General features: G+C 69.9%; 23 protein-coding genes. 11 read left to right on the plus strand and 12 right to left on the minus strand.

Going from position 1 to position 24414, the window contains the following annotated elements:
• The first annotated feature begins 388 nt into the window (after positions 1-388).
• On the plus strand, positions 389-700 hold the full coding sequence (locus tag CCS38_RS28725) for a hypothetical protein (RefSeq protein ID WP_223736253.1): 312 nt from the start codon (positions 389-391) through the stop codon (positions 698-700).
• 159 nt (positions 701-859) lie between these two features.
• Here the strand turns inward: CCS38_RS28725 and CCS38_RS28730 are convergent, their stop codons facing one another.
• Positions 860-1738, minus strand: coding sequence for a universal stress protein (locus tag CCS38_RS28730; RefSeq protein ID WP_223736254.1), 879 nt, complete (start codon positions 1736-1738; stop codon positions 860-862).
• Between the two features lie 545 nt (positions 1739-2283).
• On the opposite strand from CCS38_RS28730, the gene CCS38_RS35780 reads away from it, so the two are divergent.
• The 3 genes from CCS38_RS35780 to tuf all read left to right on the plus strand — a co-directional run bounded on the left by CCS38_RS35780 (position 2284) and on the right by tuf (position 5195).
• Complete coding sequence (locus CCS38_RS35780) at positions 2284-2499, plus strand: DUF2180 family protein (protein ID WP_223736255.1); 216 nt, start codon at positions 2284-2286, stop codon at positions 2497-2499.
• A gap of 77 nt (positions 2500-2576) precedes the next feature.
• A complete protein-coding gene (locus tag CCS38_RS28740; protein WP_223736256.1) occupies positions 2577-3728 on the plus strand; it encodes a site-2 protease family protein in 1152 nt (383 codons plus the stop codon).
• 273 nt (positions 3729-4001) lie between these two features.
• Complete coding sequence (tuf, locus tag CCS38_RS28745; protein WP_223736257.1) at positions 4002-5195, plus strand: elongation factor Tu; 1194 nt, start codon at positions 4002-4004, stop codon at positions 5193-5195.
• A gap of 372 nt (positions 5196-5567) precedes the next feature.
• Here the strand turns inward: tuf and CCS38_RS28750 are convergent, their stop codons facing one another.
• Genes CCS38_RS28750 through acsA form a run of 5 tightly spaced genes read right to left on the minus strand, consistent with a single transcriptional unit; the run spans position 5568 to position 11120 of the window.
• A complete protein-coding gene (locus CCS38_RS28750) occupies positions 5568-5840 on the minus strand; it encodes an acyl carrier protein (protein WP_223736258.1) in 273 nt (90 codons plus the stop codon).
• On the minus strand, positions 5837-7252 hold the full coding sequence (locus CCS38_RS28755; RefSeq protein WP_223736259.1) for a dihydrolipoamide acetyltransferase family protein: 1416 nt from the start codon (positions 7250-7252) through the stop codon (positions 5837-5839). The genes CCS38_RS28750 and CCS38_RS28755 overlap by 4 nt, the downstream gene beginning before the upstream one ends.
• Positions 7245-8264, minus strand: coding sequence for an alpha-ketoacid dehydrogenase subunit beta (locus CCS38_RS28760; protein ID WP_223736260.1), 1020 nt, complete (start codon positions 8262-8264; stop codon positions 7245-7247). Before CCS38_RS28760 ends, CCS38_RS28755 begins: the two co-directional genes overlap by 8 nt.
• Complete coding sequence (gene pdhA, locus CCS38_RS28765) at positions 8185-9333, minus strand: pyruvate dehydrogenase (acetyl-transferring) E1 component subunit alpha (protein WP_223736261.1); 1149 nt, start codon at positions 9331-9333, stop codon at positions 8185-8187. Before pdhA ends, CCS38_RS28760 begins: the two co-directional genes overlap by 80 nt.
• Positions 9330-11120: an acetate--CoA ligase gene (gene acsA / locus CCS38_RS28770; protein ID WP_223736262.1), complete on the minus strand. Its 1791-nt coding sequence runs from the start codon at positions 11118-11120 to the stop codon at positions 9330-9332. Before acsA ends, pdhA begins: the two co-directional genes overlap by 4 nt.
• Before the next feature lie 261 nt (positions 11121-11381).
• Here acsA and CCS38_RS28775 point away from each other — a divergent pair, with 261 nt between their 5' ends.
• The 4 genes from CCS38_RS28775 (at position 11382) to CCS38_RS28790 (ending at position 14428) form a co-directional block, all read left to right on the plus strand.
• The gene (locus CCS38_RS28775; RefSeq protein ID WP_223736263.1) at positions 11382-11801 is read left to right on the plus strand and encodes a CBS domain-containing protein; all 420 of its coding nucleotides are present in this window, start codon (positions 11382-11384) and stop codon (positions 11799-11801) included.
• A gap of 603 nt (positions 11802-12404) precedes the next feature.
• Positions 12405-12983, plus strand: a complete 579-nt coding sequence (locus CCS38_RS28780; protein WP_223736264.1) for an Rv1733c family protein — start codon at positions 12405-12407, stop codon at positions 12981-12983.
• Between the two features lie 134 nt (positions 12984-13117).
• Positions 13118-13408: a dsRBD fold-containing protein gene (locus CCS38_RS28785; RefSeq protein ID WP_223736265.1), complete on the plus strand. Its 291-nt coding sequence runs from the start codon at positions 13118-13120 to the stop codon at positions 13406-13408.
• Positions 13409-13537: 129 nt separating this feature from the next.
• Positions 13538-14428, plus strand: a complete 891-nt coding sequence (locus CCS38_RS28790) for a universal stress protein (protein WP_223736266.1) — start codon at positions 13538-13540, stop codon at positions 14426-14428.
• A gap of 37 nt (positions 14429-14465) precedes the next feature.
• Here CCS38_RS28790 and CCS38_RS28795 read toward each other — a convergent pair whose 3' ends face one another.
• The 3 genes from CCS38_RS28795 to CCS38_RS28805 all read right to left on the minus strand — a co-directional run bounded on the left by CCS38_RS28795 (position 14466) and on the right by CCS38_RS28805 (position 18736).
• On the minus strand, positions 14466-15380 hold the full coding sequence (locus CCS38_RS28795; RefSeq protein WP_223736267.1) for a universal stress protein: 915 nt from the start codon (positions 15378-15380) through the stop codon (positions 14466-14468).
• Between the two features lie 145 nt (positions 15381-15525).
• Positions 15526-17919 (minus strand): glycoside hydrolase family 65 protein, encoded by a 2394-nt coding sequence (locus CCS38_RS28800; RefSeq protein ID WP_223736268.1) that lies wholly within the window; start codon positions 17917-17919, stop codon positions 15526-15528.
• Positions 17920-17923: 4 nt separating this feature from the next.
• Positions 17924-18736, minus strand: coding sequence for an HAD family hydrolase (locus tag CCS38_RS28805; RefSeq protein ID WP_223736298.1), 813 nt, complete (start codon positions 18734-18736; stop codon positions 17924-17926).
• Between the two features lie 300 nt (positions 18737-19036).
• On the opposite strand from CCS38_RS28805, the gene ppk2 reads away from it, so the two are divergent.
• The gene (ppk2, locus tag CCS38_RS28810) at positions 19037-19870 is read left to right on the plus strand and encodes a polyphosphate kinase 2 (protein WP_223736269.1); all 834 of its coding nucleotides are present in this window, start codon (positions 19037-19039) and stop codon (positions 19868-19870) included.
• 12 nt (positions 19871-19882) lie between these two features.
• Here ppk2 and CCS38_RS28815 read toward each other — a convergent pair whose 3' ends face one another.
• Entirely contained in the window at positions 19883-20758 is an 876-nt protein-coding gene (locus tag CCS38_RS28815) for a universal stress protein (RefSeq protein ID WP_223736299.1), read from the minus strand.
• 303 nt (positions 20759-21061) lie between these two features.
• Here CCS38_RS28815 and CCS38_RS28820 point away from each other — a divergent pair, with 303 nt between their 5' ends.
• Positions 21062-21583 (plus strand): flavodoxin domain-containing protein, encoded by a 522-nt coding sequence (locus CCS38_RS28820; RefSeq protein WP_223736270.1) that lies wholly within the window; start codon positions 21062-21064, stop codon positions 21581-21583.
• A gap of 47 nt (positions 21584-21630) precedes the next feature.
• Here the strand turns inward: CCS38_RS28820 and CCS38_RS28825 are convergent, their stop codons facing one another.
• Positions 21631-22107, minus strand: a complete 477-nt coding sequence (locus CCS38_RS28825) for a CBS domain-containing protein (RefSeq protein WP_223736271.1) — start codon at positions 22105-22107, stop codon at positions 21631-21633.
• A gap of 264 nt (positions 22108-22371) precedes the next feature.
• Between CCS38_RS28825 and CCS38_RS28830 the strand changes: the two genes are divergently transcribed.
• Positions 22372-23094, plus strand: a complete 723-nt coding sequence (locus CCS38_RS28830) for a helix-turn-helix domain-containing protein (protein ID WP_223736272.1) — start codon at positions 22372-22374, stop codon at positions 23092-23094.
• 123 nt (positions 23095-23217) lie between these two features.
• On the opposite strand, the gene CCS38_RS28835 is transcribed toward CCS38_RS28830, so the two are convergent.
• Positions 23218-24342 carry an aromatic ring-hydroxylating oxygenase subunit alpha gene (locus CCS38_RS28835; protein ID WP_223736273.1) on the minus strand — a complete coding sequence of 375 codons (1125 nt, stop codon included), beginning with the start codon at positions 24340-24342 and terminating at the stop codon, positions 23218-23220.
• Positions 24343-24414: the final 72 nt, after the last annotated feature.

Raw genomic sequence — 24414 nt, forward strand, 5'->3', positions numbered from 1 at the left:
CGCGGGCGGGGCCTACGGAGGTTGCTGCCCCGCCCGCGCCGGGGCGGCTCCGCCGGCACGGGGGGAAGACCGGTGGAGCCGCACACGCCGATGACCAGTCGGCTCGTCTTTTCCTGCGTCACTGGTTGCTCTTTTGTCACGCCCGTAACGAGCAGGCGCCTGCCACAAGGCGCACTGCTGCACATTTCGGATGTCTCGCTGGGTCGAGTAACGCGGCAGCACACCAACGGCGCAGAACTGCATGCGGGCGCACGCGAGCGTCCCGCATCCGATCACGGCCAGGGTGTCTCCTGTGGGGGGTGGCTACCCTGGCCGTGATCGCTCTCCCCCGCCGTCGAGGCGCTGCCTGCGCCGGATTGCGACTCCAGTGAGCAACGTCCCCGATTCCATGCCCGTCGATGATCAGTACAACCGCGGCCGGGGCGGCACCGCCAACCGGACCGCCCTGATCATCCACACCATGGCCGATATCGCCGCCACGTTCCTGGTGCTGTGGATCCTGCTCTACCTGCTCGGAGCGAACCAGGCGAACGTCTTCGTCCAGTTCGTCCAGGGCGTGGCCGACCCCCTCGCCTGGTGGGCGCGGGACATCTTCACCATGGATACCGAGGGGCTGCGCGTCGCCCTCAATTACGGCCTGCCCGCCGTGATCTACCTGCTCGTCGGGCACCTGATCGCCGGGCGGGTACGCGACCTCTGACCGCTCCCGGGCACAGATCACCGGCATCGCAGGTCCGGGTCGGTGCCGGTGGTCGTCAGCCCTCCCCAAGCGTGGACCAGCCGCAGGGGCAGAACTCGCCGCCGGGCTTCCCTGGCCGCCCAGTCCGCCGCGGCCGCGCTCGGTGTGCCGTCCTCCCGCTCACCGAGGCCGGACTTCGGGAACGACCGCGACCGGGCACAGTGCATGGTGCAATACCGCGTGGCCGACCGAGCCGAGGTGAGGGCCGAAGGGCGCCTTCCTGCGGCGGGCGCCCAACACCAGTAGGTCGGCGGTCATCGACGCGGCCGTCAGAACGGTACCCGGCGCCCCCTCCACGGTCCGGTGGTGAACGTCCCAAAAACGCGAATGCTTCCTGCCCTGTTCGGCCAGCACCTCATCGAAGAGCTTTTTCGCCCGTCGTTCATGAGCGGCCCGGCACTCGCACAGCAGTCCGTGCCGCTCGCGTCCTTCCACACTGGTGCACAGCCAAGCGTGCACGGCTTCGATGTGAGCACCACGGAGCACCGCCTCTTCGAAGGCGAAAGCTGCCGCTCCGCTGTCGGCCATCCGCTTGCCGATTCCCAGACATATGCGGCGGTTGCGCCCTTCGATGTTCGCCGGACGGCCCCGTACGACCACCACCGGGCAGTGCGCGCGAACGGCCACGCCCAGCCCCACCGAACCGAGCAGCGACGATGCCAGCCGTCCGCGGCCACGGTGGCCGACGACCACCACCCTGGCCTCCCGGCTCTCGGCCGTCAGGGCTGCCTCCGGGGCATGCGGAATCAGGTGCGTGGTGACCTCCAGCCCCGGAGCGCGCCGGGCGGCATGCTCGCTCGCGACGCTGACGAGGCTCTCCGGGGGCTCGGTGGGGTGAAAGCCGGGAACGTGCCCGACCTGCCGGTCCTCCTCCCGGAAGGCATGCACGATGCGCAGCCGCACGCCGTATCGCACTGCCGCGTCGACGGCCCAGTCGACGGCCTGCAGACTCCATCCCGAGCCGTCGGCTCCCACCACCACAGGGCGGTGATCCACCATGTCGTCCTTTCGCCTACCCGACCCCCTCCGGGATTCTCGGGGGCACGCCTGACACCTTCGCGCATGCGGGTATTCGCGGGCAGGGCCGATTCGGTCCCGCATGAGGGCCCTTTTCCTGGACCGATCGGCCGCCGGTTGGCAACGGCCGGGTCCGTTCGGCCCTGGTGCGGATTTCAGTACGCGCGAAAGCTGGAGTCTCGGCCGGTTCGGGCAGCCGCGTACGTGCCGGAGCGCTGTGCAAAGAACGAACAGAGTGAAAGTGAAGGGGCCCCTTGAAGGCGTACGTCTTTCTGATGGTCGGGCCCGCGCGGCTCGTCACAGGACCGGCCGCCGAGCAACTGGCCTCTCGGACACCTTCAGCGGGCGGCGTATGGACGTCGCGTGAGGTGGACGCCTCACCCCGGCGGCTTCTCCAGCACGCTTCTGCCCCGTGGCCAGAGCCGGTTGCCACACGTATGAGGCCATCCGGCCCCCAGTACCGGGAGGCATTGCGCTGCACACTGGCCGTAGGACGAAGTAGGAAGCCGAGCATCGGGGTTCTCTTCATGAACTGCTTCGATTGCACACAAGAACGGAAGAACGTCCCAGCGGTCGCGATCTGCTGTCATTGCGGCACGGGAATCTGTGCCGAGCACATGGTTCTCACGACCGAGGAAGTGCACCACGACGTGGGTACCGGCCCTTCCTGGGGGAAGCGTTCCGCTCGCCGTGCGACCTGCCGTACCTGCGGCGGTGCCGAACACGAGGGTCCTGCCGCCTAGACGTCTCCAGCACGGCACATGCACTCCAGCACAGCACACGCACGCCGCCGGACTTCTGAAGGAGGGAAGGAGGGGCCGTGAAGGGAGCACTCGCCCTCGGCCGGATCGCCGGCGTACGGATCGGCGTCCACTGGAGTGTCCTGGTCATCCTGGTACTGGTGACACTCGCCCTCGCCCAAGGGCGCCTTCCCGAGAGCCACCCCGGCTACTCGGCGGCGGCTTACTGGGGCGTGGCCCTCGCAACCGCCGTGGTCTTCCTCGCTTCGCTGCTGGCACACGAAGTGGCACATGCCATTGTGGCACGGCGCCATCACGTCAAGGTCGAAGACATCACCCTGTGGATGCTCGGCGGAGTGGCACGCCTGCGCGACGAAGCCTCCTCCCCGCGTGCCGAGTTGCGCATTGCCGGGGTCGGCCCGCTGACCAGTGCTGTACTCGGTGGCGTGTTCGTCGGCCTCTTCCTGTGGCTGGACCGCCTGCCCGTCCCGCAGCTCCTCACCGAAGCCGTCGGCTGGCTCGCCGCCGTCAACATCCTGCTGGCCGTCTTCAACTCCCTCCCCGCCGCCCCGCTGGACGGTGGCCGGCTGCTGCGGGCGTTTCTGTGGCGGCGCAGCGGCGACCGGTTGAAGGCCGCTCTCGGCGCCACCGCCGCCGGACGCTTCGTCGGCTGGCTCCTAGTGCTGCTCGGGTTCGTGTCGGTTCTGTTCGGCGGTGACCTCTCGGGGCTCTGGCTGGCGCTCATCGGATGGTTCATGATCGTGACGGCGACCGCGGAAGGCCAGCAGGCCCAGCTCCGCAGCACGCTGTCCGGCGTCCCGGTACGGCAGGTGATGACGCCGCACCCCGCCACCGTCTCCGCCACGGCCACCGTTCAGGACTTCCTCATGCACCTGCCCACCGGCCATTACCGCCATACGGCCTTCCCCGTCATGGCCTCGGCCGGCATGGACGGGATTCCGGTCGGCCTGGTGTCCGTCACGCAGATCGATCGCACCCCGGCGGACCGCCGCGCCACCACCACGCTCGGAGAGGTCATGAGCCCGTTGGCCGACGTCGCCACCGCCCTCCCCGGCACTCCGGTGGTGGAGCTGCTACCGCTCCTGGAGAGCGGTGCGGGACGCGCCCTGGTCCTCTCGCCCACGACCGGCAACCTCCTCGGCATCGTGTCGCGTTCGGACATCAGCCGCACCGTCTCCTGGCTGATGGCGGGAGCGGCACACCGGCCTTAGCGAAGCGGCCTTCCGACACTGGGGGTGCCGTACCAGCCGGAGTTGACATTCGGTGCTCTGGGGAAGGCGGTGCACGCACCGAACAACAGAAGACCTCGGCATGAAGTCTGGCTTGTTGTCCACCTCCCCATGTGCGGATCGCTGCCGGAATGCTGATGCCAGCCCCTTGAGGGAACCAGGTTCAGAACTGATGGTGAGCCCGTCGGCGCCACTTCTGATACGGATCAGTGAATTCACTTGCTTCACCCCCACGACAGGGCAGGAGGAGCTGACATGGCGAAAGCGAAATTCCAGCGCACCAAGCCACATGTCAATATCGGGACCATCGGCCACATAGACCACGGCAAGACAACCCTTACCGCGGCCATCACCAAGGTGCTGCACGACCGGCTTCCGGATCTCAACCCGTTCACACCGTTCGACGAGATCGACAAAGCCCCTGAGGAGCGCCAGCGCGGCATCACCATCTCCATCGCGCACGTCGAGTACGAAACAGAGAATCGTCATTACGCGCACGTCGACTGCCCCGGCCACGCGGACTACATCAAGAACATGATCACCGGGGCCGCGCAGATGGACGGCGCGATTCTGGTGGTCGCTGCCGACGACGGGCCCATGCCACAGACGAGGGAGCACGTGCTGCTCGCCCGGCAGGTCGGCGTTCCGTCCATCGTTGTCGCCCTCAACAAGGCCGACCTCATGGACGACGAGGAGATTCTGGAGCTCGTCGAACTCGAAGTGCGGGAACTGCTCAGCAGTTACGGCTTTCCCGGTGACGACATCCCCGTGCTCAGGGTGTCCGCCGCCAAAGCCCTGGAAGGCGACAAGGAGTGGTCCGCCTCCGTCATGGAACTGCTCGCCGCGGTCGACGCTTCCATACCCGAGCCGCAGCGCGACGTCGACAAGCCGTTCCTCATGCCGATCGAGGACGTCTTCAGCATCACCGGACGCGGTACTGTCGTCACCGGGCGCATCGAGCGCGGTGTACTGAAAGTGAATCAGCCTGTCGATATCATCGGCATCCGGCCGGAGAAGACCAACACCACCGTCACCGGCATCGAAATGTTCCGCAAACTCCTGGACGAAGGCCGGGCCGGCGAGAACGTCGGACTGCTTCTCCGCGGTACCCGGCGAACCGACGTCGAGCGGGGACAAGTCATCGCCGCCCCCGGATCAGTCACACCGCACACGGCATTCGAGGCCCGCGCGTACATCCTGTCCAAGGACGAAGGAGGGCGTCACACCCCGTTCTTCACCAACTATCGGCCGCAATTCTACTTCCGCACCACGGATGTGACCGGCGTCGTGACGCTCCCCGAAGGCACACAGATGGTCCTGCCGGGCGACGACGCCAGCATTTCCGTCCAGCTGATTCAGCCAGTCGCGATGGAGGTAGGGCAGAAATTCGCCATTCGTGAGGGCGGTCATACCGTCGGTGCCGGACAGGTCACTGCCATCCTCAAGTGAGCCGTGGCCGGGGCAGAGATCCGGTTTCCCTCCCCCGGGCCGTCGGCCGCCTGCCGCACCTGTTATCGCAATCACCGGCGCCGCATTCCGACACCGGGTCCCGATATCGGCATCGCACGCCTGTTGCGCCTTCGGCTCGCTTTGGACAGGCTTGTCGGTGCGGAAGCCACAATCGCCTGGCTGCGGACGCTTGCCTTGCCGGGAGCGGGCAATCGGACTGCCAGTTGATTCCGCTGGGGGACGCGGCACCCGACTGTGCTGGTGAAACTGGGGTCGCCGGCCGGGTGCCGGTGCCGTGCGGTACGGATCGCCGCACGGCACGCCCTCAGGTAAGTCGGTCGGCCGGCGTGGAGAGAGCGTATGCGGTCGCAGCTATGGAGCGGCCGCACGGTCGGCGGTCCGGGCGACCAGGAAGTCGGCGCTGCCGGAAAGCGTTCGCAAGGAGGCGTAGTCCTCTTCGTCGATGCGGGCACCGGTGCGTTCGATGAGTACTTCGACGAGGTTGAGGAAATCCAGCGAATCCAGCTCCAGGACCTCCCGGAACGGTGCGTCCGTCGGCACCGCGTCGACATCGGCGTCGGGTGCGATGCGGGAGATCTCCTGCCGCATGATCGTGAGGGCTTCCGCACGGGTCAGTGGTGTCATAGTTCCTCCGGTTGCTGAAGCAGCCGCTCGACCGATGCGAGGTAGCGGGCACCGGTGGCTCCGTCGCTCGCCCGGTGGTCCCCGGCGAGCGTGGCGATGACGGTCGGCCGGATGCCCAGGAGGCCGTCCACCGCGCACGGCCGCTCCTGGACCGTGCCGAATCCCACGAGGGCCACCTGCGGTGGGTGGATCACGCCGTAGACCGCGTCCGCTCCGCGGTCTCCGATGCTGGTCACCGTGATGGTGGGTGCGCCCATCTCGGAGCTCTTGAGGCGTCCTGCGCGGACTCGGTTCGCAAGGTCCTTCAGGCGGGCCATGAGCTGCGGAAGTGTGGCCTCGTCCGCGTCACGGAGAACAGGGGCGACCAGGCCGCCACCGCGCAGGGCGATCGCGACACCGAGACGCACCGTCCCGGCGGGGTGGAAACGGCCGTCCGTCCAGTGTCCGTTCGTCTCCGGCACTTCGCGTGCGGCCCGTGCCGCGGCCTTGAGCAGCAGGCATGCGGGAAGCAGACGCTGGGAGACGGGCCGGTCACGGTTGTGCGCGTTCATCCAGGCCATGGCGTGGGTGAGGTCGATGGTCCGGGAGAGGTAGTAGTGCGGGATGTCGCGTTGCGAGCGGGCCATGAGGGCGGCGATGGCCGAGCGCATCGCTTCCCGGCGCTGGTCCCGTCCGCCGGCGGCAGGCCCGCTCGTCGTACGGTGCGGCGCTGCGGCGGTTGTCTGGGGCGCGGTGGTCGACCGCGGTGCGGTGGTCGTCCGCGGTGCGGTGCCCGCCTCGCTCCGCCCGTCCGGCAAGGCGAGCGGCGGATGGGCAGCGGCCCGGCCGCGTACGTCCGCGACACGTACCGCGCCCGCGTCTCCCGTGCCCTGCACCGTGGCGAGGTCGATGTTCAGTTCGGCGGCGACGCGGCGGGCCATGGGGGTGGCGCGTACGCGCTCCGGAGGGGAGGCGGCCCGTTCCACGTCGTTGCGGGTGACGCGTCCGCCGCGACCGGTGCCGTGGACCGTGGCGAGGTCGATGTGCTTGTCCTGGGCGAGGTGGCGTACGAGAGGGGACGTCACCGTCTCCATGGGCGGGGCGGGTTCCGCCGTGGCCGGTTCGGCAGGTGGCTCCGGAGAGACGGGCCCCGGGGCCGCTCCCTCGCCGGCCGCCGGGGGAACCACGCCGGCTTCCGCTTCGGAAGTGATCTCGGCGAGCGGCGCGCCGACCGGCAGCAAGTCTCCCGGTTCGGCGAGGAGTTCGGTGATCACGCCGCTTTCGAAGCACTCCACCTCGATGTCGGACTTCGCCGTCTCGATCACGGCCACCGGATCGCCCTTGGTGACGTGGTCGCCCGGATGCACCAGCCATTCGGTAAGGGTGCCCTGTTCCATGTCGGCGCCCAGCGCGGGCATGCGGAACTCACCCATTGCGGCCCACCACCTTCAGCGCCGCCCGGATGATGCTTCCTGTGCTCGGCAGGGCCGCTTCCTCCAGGTGGCGGGCGTAGGGGATGGGGACCTCGGCGCTGCACACCCGCTCGACCGGGGCGTCGAGTTCGTAGAAAGCCTGCTCGCAGATGCGGGCGGTGATCTCGGCGGCCAGGCTTCCCGTCCGCCAGCCCTCGTCGATGACGACGGCGTGGTTGGTGCGGTGGACGGACGCCATGACCGTGGCGTCGTCCAGCGGGCGCAACGACCTGAGATCGATGACCTCGGCGGACACTCTGTCCGCCGCCAGCCGGTCCGCGGCGGCCAGTGCCTTGGGCAGCGATCCGCCATAGGTGATGAGGCTGACGTCCTTGCCCTGCCGCCGTACGGCAGCCGAGGAGATGTCCGTGCGTCGGTCGTGCGCCGCGAGCAGCACGGTGCTGGTGTTGTAGAGGGAGCCGTGTTCGAAGATGACGACCGGGTCCGGGTCGGCGAGGGCGGGCGCGAGCATGTCCCGGGCGTCCTCCGGCGTGGCCGGGGCCAGTACCCGGATGCCGGGGATGTGCGCGTACCAGCCCTCCAGGCTGTGGGAGTGCTGGGCGGCGAGCTGCCGGCCGGCGCCGGTCGTCATACGGAGGACGATCGGTACCGACACCTGACCGCCGGACATGTGGAGCAGGGTGGCGGCGTTGTTGAGGATCTGGTCGAGTGCGAGCAGGCTGAAGTTGACCGTCATCACCTCGACGATCGGCCGGAGGCCGGCGATGGCCGCACCGATGCCGGTGCCGACGAAGGCTGCCTCCGACAGCGGTGTGTCGCGGATCCGCTCGGGGCCGAATTCCTCCAGGAGCCCCAGGCTGACACCGAAGGCGCCGCCGTACTTGCCGACGTCCTCGCCCATGAGGAAGACGCGGTCGTCGGCCCTCAGCGCCTCACGCATCGCGTCGCGCAACGCCTCCCGGTACGTCGTTTCCGTGCTCCTGGGGCTGTTGGCACTCGTTGTCGTCCCCATGACGTCCCACCTGATTCTCGGAGTGGACGAAACGCTGCAGGTCCGCGGCCGGTTCGAGCGGGGCTTCCTCGGCGTACGCCTCCGCCCGCCCGACTGTTTCGGCGGCCGTCCGCTCCATCTCGGCGTACTCTTCGTCGTTCAGCTCGCCCAACGTCCGCATCAGTGTGCTGAGCACGGTGAGGGGGTCGCGACTGCGCCACCGCTCGATCTCCGCCTTGTCGCGGTAGCGGTCGGGGTCGTACATGGAGTGGGCGCGGAAGCGGTACGTGCGCAGTTCGAGGAAGTGCGGCCCGTGCCCCGCCCGGATGCCGTCCACCGCGCGATGGGCGGCCTGCTCGACAGCCAGGACGTCCATGCCGTCCACGCTCCAGGCCGGCATGCCGTACGAGGAGGCACGCATCGCCAGGTCGGTCTGGGCATGCTCGGCTGCCAGCGGCGTTCCCATGGCATAGAGGTTGTTCTCGCAGGCGAGCAGCAACGGCAGGTTCCACAGTGCCGCGAGGTTGGCTGTTTCGTGGAACTCCCCCTCCGCGAACGCTCCGTCGCCGAAGAAGCAGCAGACGACATTCGTGGTGCCGCGCAGCTTCTCGGCCAGCGCGAGCCCCGCGGCCACCGGAAGGCCGCCTGCGACGATGGCGTTGCCTCCGTAGAAGCGGCGCCCGGTGTCGAAGAGGTGCATGGAGCCGCCGCGTCCCCGGCTGCAGCCACTGGCCTTGCCGTACATCTCCGCCAGCACGGCTTCGGCAGGGACGCCGCGGGCCAGGGCGTGTCCGTGCTCCCGGTAGGTGGACACCACCGCGTCCGCCGGTCCCAACGCCTGCGTCACGCCGACGGCGACGGCTTCCTCTCCGATGTACAGGTGGACGAACCCGCGGATCTTGGAAGCACTGTAGAGCTCGACGCAGCGCTCTTCGAACCGGCGGATCAGCAGCATCGCCGCGAGGAGTTCGTGCCGGTGTTTGTCCGCGGCCTCCCGGTGGCTCCCGGAACCGGCCCGGGCCGGCCGGGAACGCCCGACGCCCTGGTCGATGACCTCGGTTTCCGGGCTCTTCTTGCGCGCGGTGCTCATGGTGGTCCCTCCAGCGTGGACACGTCACCTTCCGGCAGTCCGAGTTCGCGGCTCCGCAGTATCCGCCGTACGACCTTGCCGCTGCGGGTCTTCGGCAGGTCCTGGTCGAAGGCGATCTCGCGGGGTGCCACCGCGGCACCGAGCTTGCGCCGGGTGAAGGCGATCAGCTCACGCTCCAGCTCCTTTCCCGGCTCCCGTCCCGGCCGGAGCGATACGAATGCCTTCACGACCGCGCCCACGGTGTCGTCGGGGCGTCCGATCACGCCCGCCTCGGCGACAGCCGGATGCTCCAGCAGCGCGCTCTCCACCTCGAAGGGGCTGATGAGGTGCCCGGCGGACTTGATGACGTCATCGGCCCGTCCGACGAACCAGTAGTAGCCGTCGGCGTCCCGGCGGACCACATCGCCGGTGAGGTACCAGCCGTCCGCGAAGCTCCCGGCGTAGCGCTCCTTCTCGTGCAGGTAACCGCGGAACATGGAGGGCCAGCCGGGCCGCAGGGCGAGTTCCCCGGCCACGTCGGGCCGGTCCGCCTCCTGGACGTGCCCCGCGCGGCGCAGCGCGCGGCCGTCGGGACCGCGTGCCAGGACGGTGGCGTGCATGCCGGGCAGCGGGCGTCCCATCGATCCCGGCCTGATGTCGGTGCCGGCCAGGTTGGCGATGACGATGCAGCCGGTCTCGGTCTGCCACCAGTTGTCGTGCACCGGCAGGCCAAGGACGTCACTCCCCCACCGGACCGCTTCGGGGTTGAGCGGCTCGCCGACGGAGGCGATGAAGCGGAGGGCCGACAGGTCGTAGGAGCGCGGCAGGTCGTACGGGCCCTCGCGCGGCGTGGCGCGCATCAGCATGCGCAGGGCGGTGGGCGCGGTGTACCAGACGGTGACGCGCTCGTCGGCGAGGATCCGGTACCAACGGCGGGCGTCGAAGTCGCCTTCGTCCACGACGACGGTCACGCCGTGCGTGAGCGGGGCGATGATGCCGTACGACATGCCGGTGACCCAGCCGGGATCGGCGGTGCACCAGAACACGTCGTTACGATGCAGGTCGAGTGCGTAGGCCGCGGTGACGTGGTGGGCGACCACTGCTTCATGGACGTGTATCGCGCCTTTGGGTGTGCCGGTGGTGCCGCTGGTGAAGTGCAGCAGCGCCATGTCGTCCGGTTCGGTGTGCGGCACGGTGAAGTTCTCCGGAGCCGCCGCGAGGGTCTCGTCGAAGGAGTGGGTGCCGGGGAGTTCGTGCTCTCGTGGGCCGACGATCAGTACGTGTTCCAGTTCGGGAAGTGACGCGCGGGCCGCGGCGACCTTGCGCAGGTACAACTGCTCGGTCGTGACGAGTACACGTGCGTTGCCGAGGCGCATGCGCTGCTGGACCGGGTCCGGACCGAAGGCGGAGAACAGCGGACAGAGCACAGCGGCGCACTTGAGCGTACCGAGGACGGTGGTGAACAGCTCCGGACAGCGGCCGAGCAGTGTGAAGACCCGGTCGCCACGGGACACGCCCAGAGAGTTCAGAGCCGCCGCGAAACGGTTGCTGGAGAAGGCGAGTTCGGCGTAGCTGGTGGTTCCCGTCGTTCCGTCCCGGCGCACGCAGCGGAGGGCAGTGTGCTTGCCCCAGCCCTCGGTGACATGCCGGTCCACCGCCTCGTAGGCCATGTTCAGCCCGCCGTCCGGCAGACCCGCGAGTCGCTCACGTACCGCGCGCCAGCTGAAGCGCGCGCAGGTGGCGTCGTAGTCGGTGAGGTTCGGCCCGACCCGTGGCCGGGTGGCCTTGGGGATCGTCTCTCCCGCCATGACCGCCCCCGCTTCCGGATTCCCGGCCGCTCGCGCCGGGTTGCTCGTTCTCCCGGCACAAGCGTCGCCAGCCTTTCCCGGGGCGCGTAGGGGCCGATCGTCCCCCTGCCGGGGCCCATACGGCCATCCTGGCGCGGAAGGTGCCCCGTCCGTAGGGCCGTTCGACTCTGTCCACTTCCCTCCGACGGTGCAAGGCTGTGCTCACGGCACTACGGGCGGGCACGTCCGGCCCGCCTGTCGGCAGAGCAGGAGGAGGGTGCCATGACCACGGCACGGGACATCATGCACCAGGGTGCCGAGTGCGTCGGTGAGCAGGAAACACTGGTGAACGTGGCCAAGCGAATGACACGGCACGGCATTGGCTCGATGCTGGTCTGTGACGCGGACCAGCGGATACGCGGCATCATCACGGACCGGGACATCGTGGTGAAGTGCCTGGCGTACGGTCATGACCCGCAGAGCATGACCGCCGGTGAGCTCGCACAGGACAGCCCGGTCACCGTCGACCCCGACGCCGACGTGCGGCGCGTACTGCAGACCATGGAGGACCACCTCATCCGCAGGCTGCCCGTGGTGGAGAACGACAGGCCCGTCGGTGTCATCAGCGAGGCCGACCTCGCCCGCCACCTCAGCGAGGACCAGGTGGGGCACTTCGTAGAGGTGATAGCCGCGGCGAAGTGAGCGGGTGCCCCGAGCACGCGACATCCGCCGGACAGTGGGCCGGCGTGGTGGCCCGCGACCGGGACCACCACGCCGGCAGCCACGAACAGCCACCGTCGATCAGGCAGGAGGGCAGGAGGAGAAGCCGTGGAAGTCCGGTACGCGATGTCCGCGCCGGCCGTCGCCGTTCCGGTGCTGGCCTCGGTTCAGGACGTGGCGCGGCACATGCAGCGAAGACCACCGAGCTTGCGGCGGCCGCACAGAGAGCCCACTGCCCAGCGGTCAGCGGGAACTCGTGGCTGCCGACGGTCGCGTGAGGCCGCAGGAGTCTCGCTCGGCTTCCCGCCCGGCGGCAGGGCCGTACGTCCCAGTGCCGTGGGCCGGACGGCCCACGGACCCTCTGGCCGGACCGTCGCACACTGGTCTCCGCGCGGTCCGCGACAGCGAACAGCGGACGGGAGTGGGCAGCGGCCACGGGGAAGGTCCCGGCAACGGCGACGCCGGGGCCGCCCGGCCGACGGCCGGCGGGGGCGGGATTCCGGCGGTCGGCCGGGCTCCGGGCAGCCACACGCGGCGCCCGTGGCCGGGGCGGTCCGCCGTCCGGTGGACGAAAGAAGGCACGTGATGAGGACGAAGAAGCGGCTGTGGCGCTGGCGGAGCAATCCGCTCAAGCGGCCTTCCGACGTCCTGGAGTCGGTGGTCGTGCTCGTCGCCATGGTGCTGGTGCTGGTCGGCGGGCCGGCTGTCGCCGTCATGGCGGGCCGTTCGACCCACGACACCTTGCGGCAGCAGCGCCTGGACCGGCACCCGGCTACGGCCTTCCTGGTGGAGAACGCACCCGGGCGGGCCCCGAGCACCGGGTACGAGAGTGGCGACAACGGCAAGGTCGCTGTCACGGTCCGCTGGCGCGACGCCCAGGGCTCCGTTCACACCGGAATGGCACAGGCCGAACCGGGACGCAGGGCCGGATCGGCCCTCGCCATCTGGCTCGACGGCCACAACCGGCTCACCAAGCAACCGCTCGATCCGGTGGACAGTGTCATCACTGCCGCTCTGACCGGTACCGCGGCCGCCGTCGGCTGGTGCACCGCGGTGTGGCTCGCCGTCCGGGGTGTGCGCCTGTGCCTCGACCGTCGGCGTGCCCGGCTGTGGGACCGCGAATGGGAGCGAGTCGGTCCGCGATGGGGACACAAGCAGACGTGACCCCGGTCGGCGGCTGCGGGGGCCGGACGGCCCGCTGCTGCATTCGTCTGCGCGCCGCACAGTGGGAGGTGACGGAAGGGCGTACGCGGGCCGGTGTGGGTGCCGCTCGCGCGACCGCGGGAAGGAGAGGGGCCGTGTCCGGAACCAGTAACGCCGAGCGGCTGGCCGTGAAGGAGTGGAAGCTGCGCCTGCATCTCTACGAGACGGGCCCGAAGACCACGGCATGGGCTGTGCTCGACACCGGTGACAACGTGCTCGAAGCACGGGGCCACGCCCACCAGCATCCGCACGACGCACCCGTGCCGGAGATCGGCGACGAGCTGGCGGCGGGGCGCGCGCTGGTAATTCTGGGGCAGCAGTTGATCCACTACGCGGCCATGGATGTCGAAGGGGTGGGAGCCGGGCGGCTCAGCCCCGAGAAATGACCTGTCTCGCGTGCTCCTGTGACCGCCGGTTGCTCCGGTGCCGGGCCCTGGTCCTCGGAATGTGGCACGTGGGCCCGGAGAGCTGCTCCCCCGCCGCACAGGCGAAAAGGCATATCCCAAGGAGTCCTCATGACCTCCTCCTCGCATCCCCCGCACGGCCGGGTGCTCGTCGGTTACGACGGCTCGCCGCCCGCCGTCATCGCGCTCGACGCAGCCGTGACGGAAGCCCGGTGCCGCGGGGCCGCGTTGGAGATTCTCTGCGGCTGGCCGTGGAGCAAACGGCTGTCGCCCGACTACGGCATGCGGGACGACGTGGGAACGCTCCTGTTCAACAGCGCGCAGCGGACGATGGACGCCGCCGTCGACCGGGCTCGCTCCCGGGCCCCGGACACTCCCGTCACGCCCGTACTGACCACGGAAGCAGCAGCCCGCGCGCTGCTGCGTCAAGGCCGCAATGCGTCCCTCACGGTCCTGGGCACCCGCGGCTACGGCGGCTTCGCGGGGCTGCTCCTCGGTTCCGTCAGCCTCCGCGTCGCGGCCCACTGCGTCACACCGCTGATGGTCGTGCGCCGAGAACCCGAGCCTCCGCACCGCACCATCGTCCTCGGTCTCGCATCGGAGGCCGACACGGAGGCCCTGCGCTTCGCCTTCGACGAGGCGGTCCGCCGCGACGCGGCGTTGCGCGTGCTGCACACCTGGCAGTTCCCCGCACCTCATGGTGAGGTCGCCCGGCCCGCCCAACTGACGTGGGAAGAAGTGCAAGCCCTGCGCAAGGCCGCGGAAGCGGTCCCGCAGTACGCCGTCACCTCGCTGCGGGAGAAGTACCCGCAGGTACGCGCAGACGCACAGGCCGTCTGTCAGGACCCGGCCCGGGCCCTGATCCAGGCAAGTGAGGAGGCCGATGTCATCGTTCTCGCCGCCCACCGCCGACCGCGCCACTTCGGCCTCCAACTCGGTCCGGTGACGCATGCGCTCCTCCATCACGCGCGCTGCCCAGTGGTCCTGGTCCCGTCGGACTGACCGGCACCGGGCGGAAGATGCCGCCGGACCGCATCCCTCAGTCGTGCGGGATCACCACCACCGGGCAATGGGCATGGTGGATGACCGCGTGGGCCACAGGGCCGAGGTGCGCGCCGAGGGCCGCGTGCCGTATCCGGCGTCCGACCACCACCAGCGCTGCCTGGTCCGCGGCCACCGGTACCCGGCCGGCCGCCCGGCCGACGAGCACGTCTTCGGTCACCGGCTGCCTCGGGTTCTTGTCCCGCCATGGGCGCAGCGCCGTCGTTACGTCCTCGCGGGCCTTCGCCTCGTATTCGGCGTCGATGCCGAGTTCGTACCCGGCGACCGGGACGTCGGCGTACGCCCTGGGAGGACGCCACACGTGGAGTACGCGGAGCGGCGCCGCACGTCGTGCCGCGGTGTCGAAGGCGAACTCGATCAGCGCATCGCACGTGGAATGCGGATCGAGGCCGAGCAGCACATCACCGTGTGCAGCGTCGGCGTACGGTGGCCCGGCCTCGTCCTGCAATTGGCCTTCTTCTGCGGTCACTTCACCGGCGCGCACCAGGGCCACGGGGCAGCCGGCATGTGCGGCGGTCGCGAGCGCGACCGAGCCGACGAGGGTGCCGGCGACACCGCCCAGCCCCCGGGAGCCGAGCACCAGCATGCCGGCTTCCTTCGCGGCGGCGAGCAGCGCGCCGGCGGGAGCGCCGGCGATCTGTTCAGCGAGTACGGGCACGTCCGGGTAGCGCTGCGCGAGCGTGCCTTCGGCCTCCCGCAGTATCCTGCGCGCCCAGTGGCGCGGGACGGCGAGTTCCGGCAGGTCCGGCTCGCGGTCGACCGGCGTCAGACCTTCCCAGGCATGGACCAGCCGGAGCGGCAGTCCGCGCCGCCTGGCTTCCCTGGCCGCCCAGCCGGCGGCGGCCAGACTCTCACGCGAGCCGTCCAGCCCGACGGTAATGGGGCCTGGCATGGTGACCACCTCCATGGCAACGCGGGGTGTTGCCGGCCGGTGCACTCGCTACGCTCCGAGCATCGCGCCGCTCTCCGTCCGACCGCACGGGGCCGGACGGTACCTGTCAGGGCCTGCTGGACCCTCACGCGCGACCGGTCACCGGCTACAGCGGGAACTGCCCCGTCTCCCCCGGCCGGACCGTCACCGACCGGCCGGCGCACACCGCCCGGATCGGCCGCTGCTCCGAAGCCGGGACCATGATGTGCAGCCGGCCCTCGCGGAACCGGACGCCGACGTCCCAGTGCCCGCGGTAGCGCAGCCGGTAGCCGAATTCCGACAGTTGAGGAAGGTGGACCGGGTCGAAGCGCAGGGCGTCCTCCCGTGTCTCCAGGCCGGTCAGTCCGCGCTGTACGAAGTCCAGCGTGCCGGCCATGGCGCCGAGGTGAATACCTTCGGCAGTGGTACCGCCCTGGGTATCGGCGACATCGCCTTTGAGCGTCTCCAGGCAGTGCTCCCAGGCGTCCTGGCGCCGGGCTCGGGCCAGGACCCAGCCGTGTACCAGGCTGCTCAGCGTCGAGCCGTGCGCGGTCCGGTGCAAGTAGTAATCGACGGTGGACCGCCACAGGTCCTCATTCATCTCGTGGCCCAACTGCTCGAAGAGAGACGAGAGTTCGGCGGGCGAAAACAGGTAACCGAGCATCAGGACATCGGCCTGCTTGGATACCTGGTAGCGGTTGGGCGTGTCGTTCTCGCCCTCCAGGATGCGGTCCAGCCGCCGGATGTCGCCGTAGCGTGCCCGATAGGCCGCCCAGTCCAGTTCGGCCAGGTCACCGTACCCTTCGAACTGGCTGATGACGCCGGCGTGGAAGGGGACGTGAAGCCGGTGCGAGATGTCCCGCCAGCGGTCGAGTTCTCCGTCGTCGACGGCCAGTTGCTCCAGCAGCTCCCGACGGCGTGGGACGGGCAGCAGGCGGGTCGTCTCCAAGGCCCTGGCGAGCACCCAGGCCGCGGTGACGTTGGTGTACGCGTTGTCGTCCACTCCCGGCTCCGCGATGTCCGGATAGCCGTCGTGGTATTCGTCGGGGCCGACCACCCGCCGGATGCGGTAACGCTCCAGCGACGCGTCGTACGTGGCGGCGCTCGACCAGAACCGGGCGATCTGCAGCAGCATCTCCGCGCCCCTGGTGTGCAGGTATGCCATGTCGCCGGTGGCCTCGCAGTAGCGCCAGACGTTGTACGCAACGGCCGACCCCACGTGGTGCTGGAGCCTGGAGTGGTCCGGGAGCCAGCGGCCGGAGCGCGGATTGAGGTGCAGGACCTGTGTTTCCTCCCGGCCGTCGCTGCCGCTCTGCCAGGGGTACATCGCACCGGCCCGGCCGGCCGCGCTCGCTGCCCGGCATGCCTGCGGCAGCCGCCGGTAGCGGTAGTCCAGAAGAGCGCGGGAGACTTCGGGGAAATGCAGGTTGAGGTAGGGCAGGACGAACAGTTCGTCCCAGAAGACGTGCCCTCGGTACGCCTCGCCGTGCAGTCCCCGGGCCGGTACGCCCACGTCCAGTTCCGCGGTGTGCGGTGAGAGCGTCTGCAGGAGGTGGAAGGTGTGCAGCCGCAGGATGTCGCCGGCCTGGCCCGGTACGTCCAGCTCCGCCCGGCGCCACAGCCGTTGCCACGCGGCGTGGTGCGAGCTCAGCAGGCCGGGGAAGTCCGGGGCCCGGGTCACACTGTCGAGCGCGGCCAGCGCGGGGTCGCTGATGGCGGGGTCACGGGAGGTGTACAGCGCCACGGTCTTCTCCACCACCAGCGGCGTGCCGTCGGTGACCTCCGCCGTCAGCCGCTGTCCTGCCCGGGCCGGCTCCAGCAGCGGGTGTGAGTCGGCGGGTCCGCCGGCCGTGACCCGGGTCCGGGCGGCGAGGGCGATGCGCAGGTCGGACGTCACGGTGCGGCAGCGCAGCCAGCAGGTGCTGGGGTCGACCGTGCCGGTGTGCAGGCGGGTCAGGTGCCGGCCGGCGAGCGCACGGTAACGGTCCACGCCGGCGTTGGTCACGTCGCCGTCCAGTGCGGATTCGATGTCCAGCGTGCCCGACCAGCCGATGGCGGTGAATTCGGTACGCAGGGCAGCGGTATGCGGATCGCCCATGTGGACGAGGCGCTTCTGGACCACACGCAGCTCCCGCCCGGGCGCGCCGTCGACGCGTACCCGGAGGTGCCTGGTCAGGGTGCCGCCGTGCAGGTCCAGGGCCTGCCGGTGGGCCAGCAACGAGCCGTCGTCCGGCGTGAACCACGGCAGGGGGGCGCCGTCACCGCGCACGCGGAACCGCAACGGCAGCCAGTTCGGCAGGTTGACCAGATCCTCGTTCTCCACCTGGCGGCCGGCCACGTCGGACAGCAGCCGGTTGTAGCAGCCGGCGACGTACGTGCCCGGGTAGTGGGCCGGTCCGGCGGGAGCTTCGGGTGCGGCGCCCCGCGTGGCGAAGTAGCCGTTGCCGAGCGTGCACAGCGCTTCGCGCAGCCGCTCCTGCCGCGGGTCGTACCCTTCGTACTCCCACGTCCAGCCCTCCATCGCCTCAGTCCTCCGTGCTTCCGGCTACCACGGTCAGCAGCTCGGCCAGGTCACCGACCACGACATCGGCACCGTGCTCGCGCAGGTCGCGGGCGCTGTCCGGCGTCGCTGCCCGGTCCACCCCCACCACCACGCCGAAGCCGCCGCGCCGCCCTGCCTCCACTCCGGCCAGCGCGTCCTCCACCACGGCTGTCGTGGCGGCGGTGACCTCCAGCTGCCGGGCGGCTTCGAGGAAGAGCGCCGGGTCCGGCTTACCGCGCAGGCCGAGCCGGGCCGCGTCCTGCCCGTCCACGACAGTGCGGAACAGGCCCGTCAGCCCTGCCTTCTCCAGCAGCTCGCGCGCGTGCCGGGAAGCCGACACCGCGGCACAGGGAATGCCCGCCGCCCGCAGCTGCCGCAGCAGACGAACGGTGCCCGGCCAGGTCTGCGCTCCCGAGGCGTGCAGCCGCGCGACGAAACGCCGTTCCTTGTCCGCCGCCACGGCCCGCACCGACCCCGTACCCGGCTCCTCCCCCACCTCGCCTTCGGGCAGCCGCAGCCCGCGGGATTCGAGGAAGGCCAGAGCCCCGTCCAGCCGCGACTTCCCGTCCACGTACCGCCGGTAGTCCTCGCGCTCGTCGAAGGGACGACGCTGCGCCGGGTCATCCGGTGGGTGGGACCGCAGACACGCGTCGAAGGCTTCCTTCCAGGCGGCCGCGTGCAGCTTCGCCGAATCGACGAGCACACCGTCCGTGTCGAACACCACGGCTCGTACGTCGCGCAGGCACGGGGCGAGCTCCGCGCGGGCGCGCCGACGCGCGGTCCTGAACTCCTCCACACCGCTCACGTCGGCTGTCTCCCTGCTGCCCGGTCCGCGGAAATCAACGTATACGCCTCCGGCCCCGCCACCGGCGGTCTCCAGCTGCTCGGTGTGGTGAAGGCGGCGCACGGAAGGCGCAGGAGGCGGATGCCCACCTCACGCCTCCACCCTCGGCGACGGGCCGATCCCGTGCCAGGGGCCGGTCGGCCCCGTCTGCGGCCCGAATGACCGGTGACGGAACCGACCCGTTCCGGGAATCAGCGGCGACTCGAGCGAGGCGAGAAAGACGGCGAGGGCGAGTTTCCGTAGCGTTGCCGCATGGCGGAGAAACAGGGAGCAGGCCGGGGAAAGAAGAAGGCCGGAAAGCTGCCGCGGGCGCTGTACGAGCAGGAGCTGTACCGGCTGCAGACAGAGCTGGTGAAGCTGCAGGAGTGGGTGCGTACTGAAGGCACTCGGCTCGTCGTGGTCTTCGAGGGGCGTGATGCGGCCGGCAAGGGAAGCACGATCAAGCGGGTCGTCGAGCGCCTCAACCCGCGGATCGCGCGGATCGCCGCGCTGCCACGGCCGACGGAGCGGGAGCGCACCCAGTGGTATTTCCAGCGGTACGTGGAGCACCTGCCCGCCGCTGGGGAGATCGTTCTGTTCGACCGGAGCTGGTACAACAGGGCAGGCGTCGAGCACGTGATGGGGTTCTGCACGCCCGACGAGTACCGCCGCTTTCTCCGCCAGTGCCCGGTGTTCGAGCAGCTGCTGGTGGAGGACGGGATCCTGCTGCGCAAGTACTGGTTCTCGGTGAGCGATGAGGTGCAGCAGCAGCGGTTCCGGCGCCGGTTGGAGGATCCCACCCGGCGCTGGAAGATCTCCGCGATGGATCTTGAGTCGATCACGCGGTGGGAGGCGTACTCCCGGGCGAAGGACGAGATGTTCGCGGACACGGACACCACGGAGTCCCCGTGGTACGTGGTCGAGAGTGACGACAAACGCCGGGCCCGGGTGAACATGATCGCCCACCTGCTGTCCACCGTTCCGTACCAGGACGTGCTGCCGCCCATGCTGGAGCTGCCCGAACGCCCCTCGGCGACGGGCTATCAACGGCCGCCCAGGGACCTGCAGACGTACGTCCCCGATCACGCGTCCCGGCTCGGGCGGTGAGGACGGAGCCGGTCAGCCCGGCTGGGGGACGACGGCCACGGGACAGACGGCGTGGTGCAGGGCGGCATGCCCCACCAGGCCGAGCTGGAGGCCGAGATGCCCGTGGCGGCGCCGGGCGCCGACGACGAGCAGATCCGCGGCGGCGGAGCGCCGCACCAGCACCTTGTGTGCCGGGCCCTCGACCGTGGCACGGCGTACGCGTACCTCGGGGTGGTCACCGACCGCCTCGCCGAGTGCCTCGTCGAGGTAGGCAGAAGCGCGATCCTCGTGGTAGCGCTCGGGCTCTCCGGCGAGCAGCGGATGGTCGGTGGTCTCATGGGCGGGGCAGCGCCAGGCACGTACGGCGTCCAGGGCGCAGCCGCGGGCCTCGGCCTCGCGGAAGGCGAACCGGACGGCCGCGAGCCCGTGGGCCGGGTCGCCGACGCCGAGCAGGATCCGCTCATGCGACCGTGCCAGAGCGGCCTTGTCGCCGCGTACGACGATCACCGGGCAGGTGGCGCGGGCGGCCACGGCCAGGCCGACCGACCCCAGCAGCAGGCCGGCGAGTTCACCGCGGCCCCGTGAGCCCACGATCAGGGCCGAGGCGTGGTGACCCTCGCGCAGAAGCGCGCCGACGGCGTCCTCGGCAAAGGTTTCTGCCGAGATCTTGACGTCCGGGTTGCGGCGCTGAGCACGTTCAGCGGCGGAGCCGGCGATATTGTCGGCGACCACCCGTCCCGGGGGGCGGCCCCCAAGTGGTGCCGCCGTCAGCCCTTCGTAGCGTTCCCATTTCGAGGCATGGACCAACCGCAGCGGAAGTCCATGGAGCGCGGCCTCGTCCACAGCCCAGTCGAGTGCTTGGAAACTGCTGTCCGATCCGTCCACTCCCACGATCACGGGCAGTTCCATCCTGCTCACCGCCTTCCTCTTCCGTGGCTCACTCGCATCGGTGAAGTGGCCTCGGCACTGTCACCGTCGCACGGTGCGCCGATGACCGTGAGGGCCGGACGGGCACTGTGGCATGGGCCGCTCGGCTCCGAGGCCGGGAAGAAGCGCGCAGGGGCCACCCAGACTCTTCCTGGGGCCCTTCGGCCCAGCGCTCCGGCCGCCGATCCGACGCAGGCTGGAGACAGCGCGACTCCCGGAGAAACCGAAGAAAACAGCGCGACTCCTGGAGAACGGGGTCTCGCAAGCTGTACGGAGGTGTACGCAATGACCGGAGCCGCAAACATTCTCGTCGCGTACGGCACGAAGAACGGCTCGACCGCGGAGATCGCCGACGTCATCGCCGACACCCTGCGGGCCGCGGGGCCGCGCTGCGAGGTGCGTCCCGCGGCGGACGTCCGCGATGTCACGGAGTACGACGCGGTGGTGCTCGGCGGCGCCCTCTACGCCGGCCGCTGGCACCGCGACGCCGTGCGTTTCGCCCGTCGGCACCGGAAAGCCCTGGCCGGCCGTCCGGTGTGGCTGTTCAGCAGCGGTCCGCTGGATCCCTCGGCGGGCGAGCGCGACATTCCGCCTGTCCGCGGTGCCGCTCGTGCGGCGGCCCACCTCGACGCGCGGGAGCACATCACCTTCGGTGGCTGCCTCAAGGAAGGGGCCCGGGGCTTCCTCGCCCGGATGATCCTCAAGCAGGGGAAGGGCGGGGATTTCCGCGACATGGACCGGATACGGGCCTGGGCACGCGGTACAGCCAAGGAGATCGAGGCGTCGATGGCATCGCAGCAGCCGTGACGCCATGAGCATGGCGTCACGCACGGCGCGGGGCCGAGGGCGCTTGATCATCGGGGCGCTCCGGCCCGGCGGCCGCCCGGAAGCGCACCCGCGGAGGGCGGGCCGGGCGGCTCTTCCAGGACGCTCCAGGCAACGGGGCCCAGGAGATCCGCCACGCGTTGAAAGACGTCCATGAGCATGTCGTCCACGGTCAGCATGCCCACAACCCGCTGCCCCTCCAGCACGGGCAGTCGACGGACCCCGGACCTGCGGAAAGTCCGGTACGCCTGGTGGATGTCGTCGTCGGCGTGCACTGTGATCACGGGCGCGGACATGATTGCAGCCACCCGCATATCCGGATCCAGACCGCCGCCCAGTGCACGTACCGCAAGGTCACGGTCGGTGACGACACCACATGGTGCTCCGTGCTCCGTCACCACCACGGAACCGACCCCGTACTCGTCCATCTGCCGGGCGACCGCCTCCAACGGCATCTCTGCCGGAACGGTCACCGCCGGACAGCTCATCGATGTGGAGACCTTCATCAGCCGACTCCTCTTGCCGGCCCTGGCCGACCTCGCAAGCCCGGCACGCGAAGGGTCGCCCCCGGCTCAATTCCATGACACCACTGCTCGCCGGCGAGCTCCAGGGCCGAACGGTTCAGCCGAGGGACCGGGCAGCCCGGGCAAGGCCGGTCCACCCCTGGTGAGGACCGATCGGCCCATGCGCCGGGCGTGTGCGCTGCCGCAGACTGGAGTCCTGGGGCCCGGTGATCGCCACTGGCGGCGGGGGACGAAGGGACGTGCGCGATGGAGAATCACGAGACCGGCGCCCGGTACGGGCCGGGAATGGACCGAAGTGACCTGGGGCGCCGGGCCACGCTGCGTCGGCAGCAGTTGGGGCTGACCCGCGAACAGGTGGCGGCGCGGGCGGGTGCCGCACCGGGCTACCTCCAGTTCGTGGAGGAGGGGTCGGCCATGCCCGACATCGCCTTCATGCTGCGCCTGGCCCATGCGCTGGAGACCTCCGTGGCGGACCTGGCGGGCGGGACAGGGGAGCTCCCGCCCGGCCTCGGGATGGCCGGCACCCATCCCGAGGTGTGGGAACTCAGCGACGACGAATGCCGGGCGAGGCTCGGCACGCATGGCGTCGGGAGGGTGGCGGTCACCGTGGGCGGCGTACCCGGGATCTTCCCCGTCAACTACACCGTCGCCGGCGATCTGATCGCCTACCGGACCGCTCCGGGGTCCGGTCCGGCCGCGGCGGCCGGCCACGAGACTGCGCTCGAAGTCGATCACATCGACGAGGCGTTCAGCCAGGGCTGGAGCGTTCTGGTCGTCGGTACCGCCCATCTGGTCACCGACGCCGACGAAGCCCGCGCGCTGGACGAACGCGCCTATACGACCCCGTGGGCCGGCGAGGGCCGCGACCAGTGGATCGTCATCCGCCCGGCTCGGATCACGGGGCGTCGGATTCGCGTTCAGGGTGGCGGCTCGTCCTCAGAGTCTCGCCGGTCCCGGAGTAACGGATGAGACCGAGCGGCCGGTGTACCAATCGGACGCAGAAGGACCCAGCTCCGCGACGGCAGCTGCCGGGCGGTGAGCAGAGGCTGCTCGCCGCCCGGCATCCGTGCGGGTATGGAGGGCTCAGTAGGTTCAGTAGGTGCCGAGGCGGTTCTGGACCCAGTCGTGGAACTCACCGATGTGGTGCTCGCTCGGGACCAGGACGCCGCCCTTGGCGTACAGGCGTGAGCTCATCGCCGGCTGGCAGCGCTCGCAGGCGTCGAAGTCCTGGCGGTTGACCCGGTCGAACAGCTCCACCGAGCGGCTGACGTCCTTGCCGCTCTCGACGACGTGCGGGAGGTACAGCCAGTCGCACTCCACGATCGTGCGGTCGGCCGCCACCGGGTACATCCGGTGGAAGATGACGTGGTCGGGAACCAGGTTGATGAACACCTGCGGCCGCACCGTGATCGCGTAGTACCGGCGGTCCTGGCCCTCGGAGACACCCGGAATGCGGTCCAGGCCCTCCGAGCCGTCAACGGTGAAGCCCTTGACGTCCTCACCGAACTCCGCACCGTGACCCACGTAGTACTGCGCCGCGAAGCCGTCGGCGAATTCCGGCAGTACTTCGGTCAGTTCCGGGTGGATCGTGGCGCAGTGGTAGCACTCCATGAAGTTCTCGATGATGAGCTTCCAGTTCGCCTGCACGTCGTAGACGATCCGCTTGCCGAGCTCCAGGTTCTCCACGTCGTACGCGCTGATCGACTCGGCGTCGCCCAGGCGTGCCACCACGTCCTGGATCACCGACTCCTCGAACGGGGGCGGGTTCTCGGCCAGGCACACCCACACATAGCCGAGCCACTCGCGCACCGCCACGTTCGCCAGGCCGTACTCGGTCCGGCCGATGTCCGGCATCTTCGTCAGGTTCGGGGCCGCGACGAGCTTGCCCGTGAGGTCGTACGTCCAGGCGTGGTACGGGCATTGGAACGCCCGCTTCACCTCGCCGGACTCCTCCGTGCACAGCTTGGCGCCCCGGTGCCGGCACACGTTGAAGAAGGCCCGGACGGAGTTGTCCCGCGACCGGGTCAGCAGGACGCTCTCGCGCCCGACATCCACGGTCTTGAACGCGCCCGGCTTGTCCAGGTCCGCGGAGCGCGCCGCGCAGAACCACATCGATTCAAAGATGTGCTCCTGCTCCAGCCGGAAGATCTCCGGGTCCGTGTAGTAGTCACCGGGGAGAGTCGCGATCAGGCTCTCCGGCAGTCCGGTCGTGGTCATGGTTCACCTCGAAGAGAAGTGCCTTGGGTAGGGGAGAAAAAGCGCAAAGGGTGGGGCTGTGAGCTGTCGGCT

The sequence above is a fragment of the Streptomyces purpurogeneiscleroticus genome (assembly GCF_020024005.1).
Taxonomy (GTDB): Bacteria; Actinomycetota; Actinomycetes; order Streptomycetales; family Streptomycetaceae; genus Streptomyces; species Streptomyces purpurogeneiscleroticus.

Coding starts and splice junctions, on each gene's coding strand:
- CCS38_RS28790 (WP_223736266.1), top strand. CDS start 13,538: ATGACCTCCTCCTCGCATCCCCCGCACGGCCGGGTGCTCGTCGGTTAC.
- tuf (WP_223736257.1), top strand. CDS start 4,002: ATGGCGAAAGCGAAATTCCAGCGCACCAAGCCACATGTCAATATCGGG.
- CCS38_RS28760 (WP_223736260.1), bottom strand. CDS start 8,264: ATGGGGACGACAACGAGTGCCAACAGCCCCAGGAGCACGGAAACGACG.
- acsA (WP_223736262.1), bottom strand. CDS start 11,120: ATGGCGGGAGAGACGATCCCCAAGGCCACCCGGCCACGGGTCGGGCCG.
- CCS38_RS28820 (WP_223736270.1), top strand. CDS start 21,062: ATGACCGGAGCCGCAAACATTCTCGTCGCGTACGGCACGAAGAACGGC.
- CCS38_RS28795 (WP_223736267.1), bottom strand. CDS start 15,380: ATGCCAGGCCCCATTACCGTCGGGCTGGACGGCTCGCGTGAGAGTCTG.
- CCS38_RS28835 (WP_223736273.1), bottom strand. CDS start 24,342: ATGACCACGACCGGACTGCCGGAGAGCCTGATCGCGACTCTCCCCGGT.
- CCS38_RS28775 (WP_223736263.1), top strand. CDS start 11,382: ATGACCACGGCACGGGACATCATGCACCAGGGTGCCGAGTGCGTCGGT.
- CCS38_RS28830 (WP_223736272.1), top strand. CDS start 22,372: ATGGAGAATCACGAGACCGGCGCCCGGTACGGGCCGGGAATGGACCGA.
- CCS38_RS28800 (WP_223736268.1), bottom strand. CDS start 17,919: ATGGAGGGCTGGACGTGGGAGTACGAAGGGTACGACCCGCGGCAGGAG.
- CCS38_RS35780 (WP_223736255.1), top strand. CDS start 2,284: ATGAACTGCTTCGATTGCACACAAGAACGGAAGAACGTCCCAGCGGTC.
- CCS38_RS28750 (WP_223736258.1), bottom strand. CDS start 5,840: ATGACACCACTGACCCGTGCGGAAGCCCTCACGATCATGCGGCAGGAG.
- CCS38_RS28825 (WP_223736271.1), bottom strand. CDS start 22,107: ATGAAGGTCTCCACATCGATGAGCTGTCCGGCGGTGACCGTTCCGGCA.
- CCS38_RS28725 (WP_223736253.1), top strand. CDS start 389: ATGCCCGTCGATGATCAGTACAACCGCGGCCGGGGCGGCACCGCCAAC.
- CCS38_RS28730 (WP_223736254.1), bottom strand. CDS start 1,738: ATGGTGGATCACCGCCCTGTGGTGGTGGGAGCCGACGGCTCGGGATGG.
- pdhA (WP_223736261.1), bottom strand. CDS start 9,333: ATGAGCACCGCGCGCAAGAAGAGCCCGGAAACCGAGGTCATCGACCAG.
- CCS38_RS28755 (WP_223736259.1), bottom strand. CDS start 7,252: ATGGGTGAGTTCCGCATGCCCGCGCTGGGCGCCGACATGGAACAGGGC.
- ppk2 (WP_223736269.1), top strand. CDS start 19,037: ATGGCGGAGAAACAGGGAGCAGGCCGGGGAAAGAAGAAGGCCGGAAAG.
- CCS38_RS28815 (WP_223736299.1), bottom strand. CDS start 20,758: ATGGAACTGCCCGTGATCGTGGGAGTGGACGGATCGGACAGCAGTTTC.
- CCS38_RS28780 (WP_223736264.1), top strand. CDS start 12,405: ATGAGGACGAAGAAGCGGCTGTGGCGCTGGCGGAGCAATCCGCTCAAG.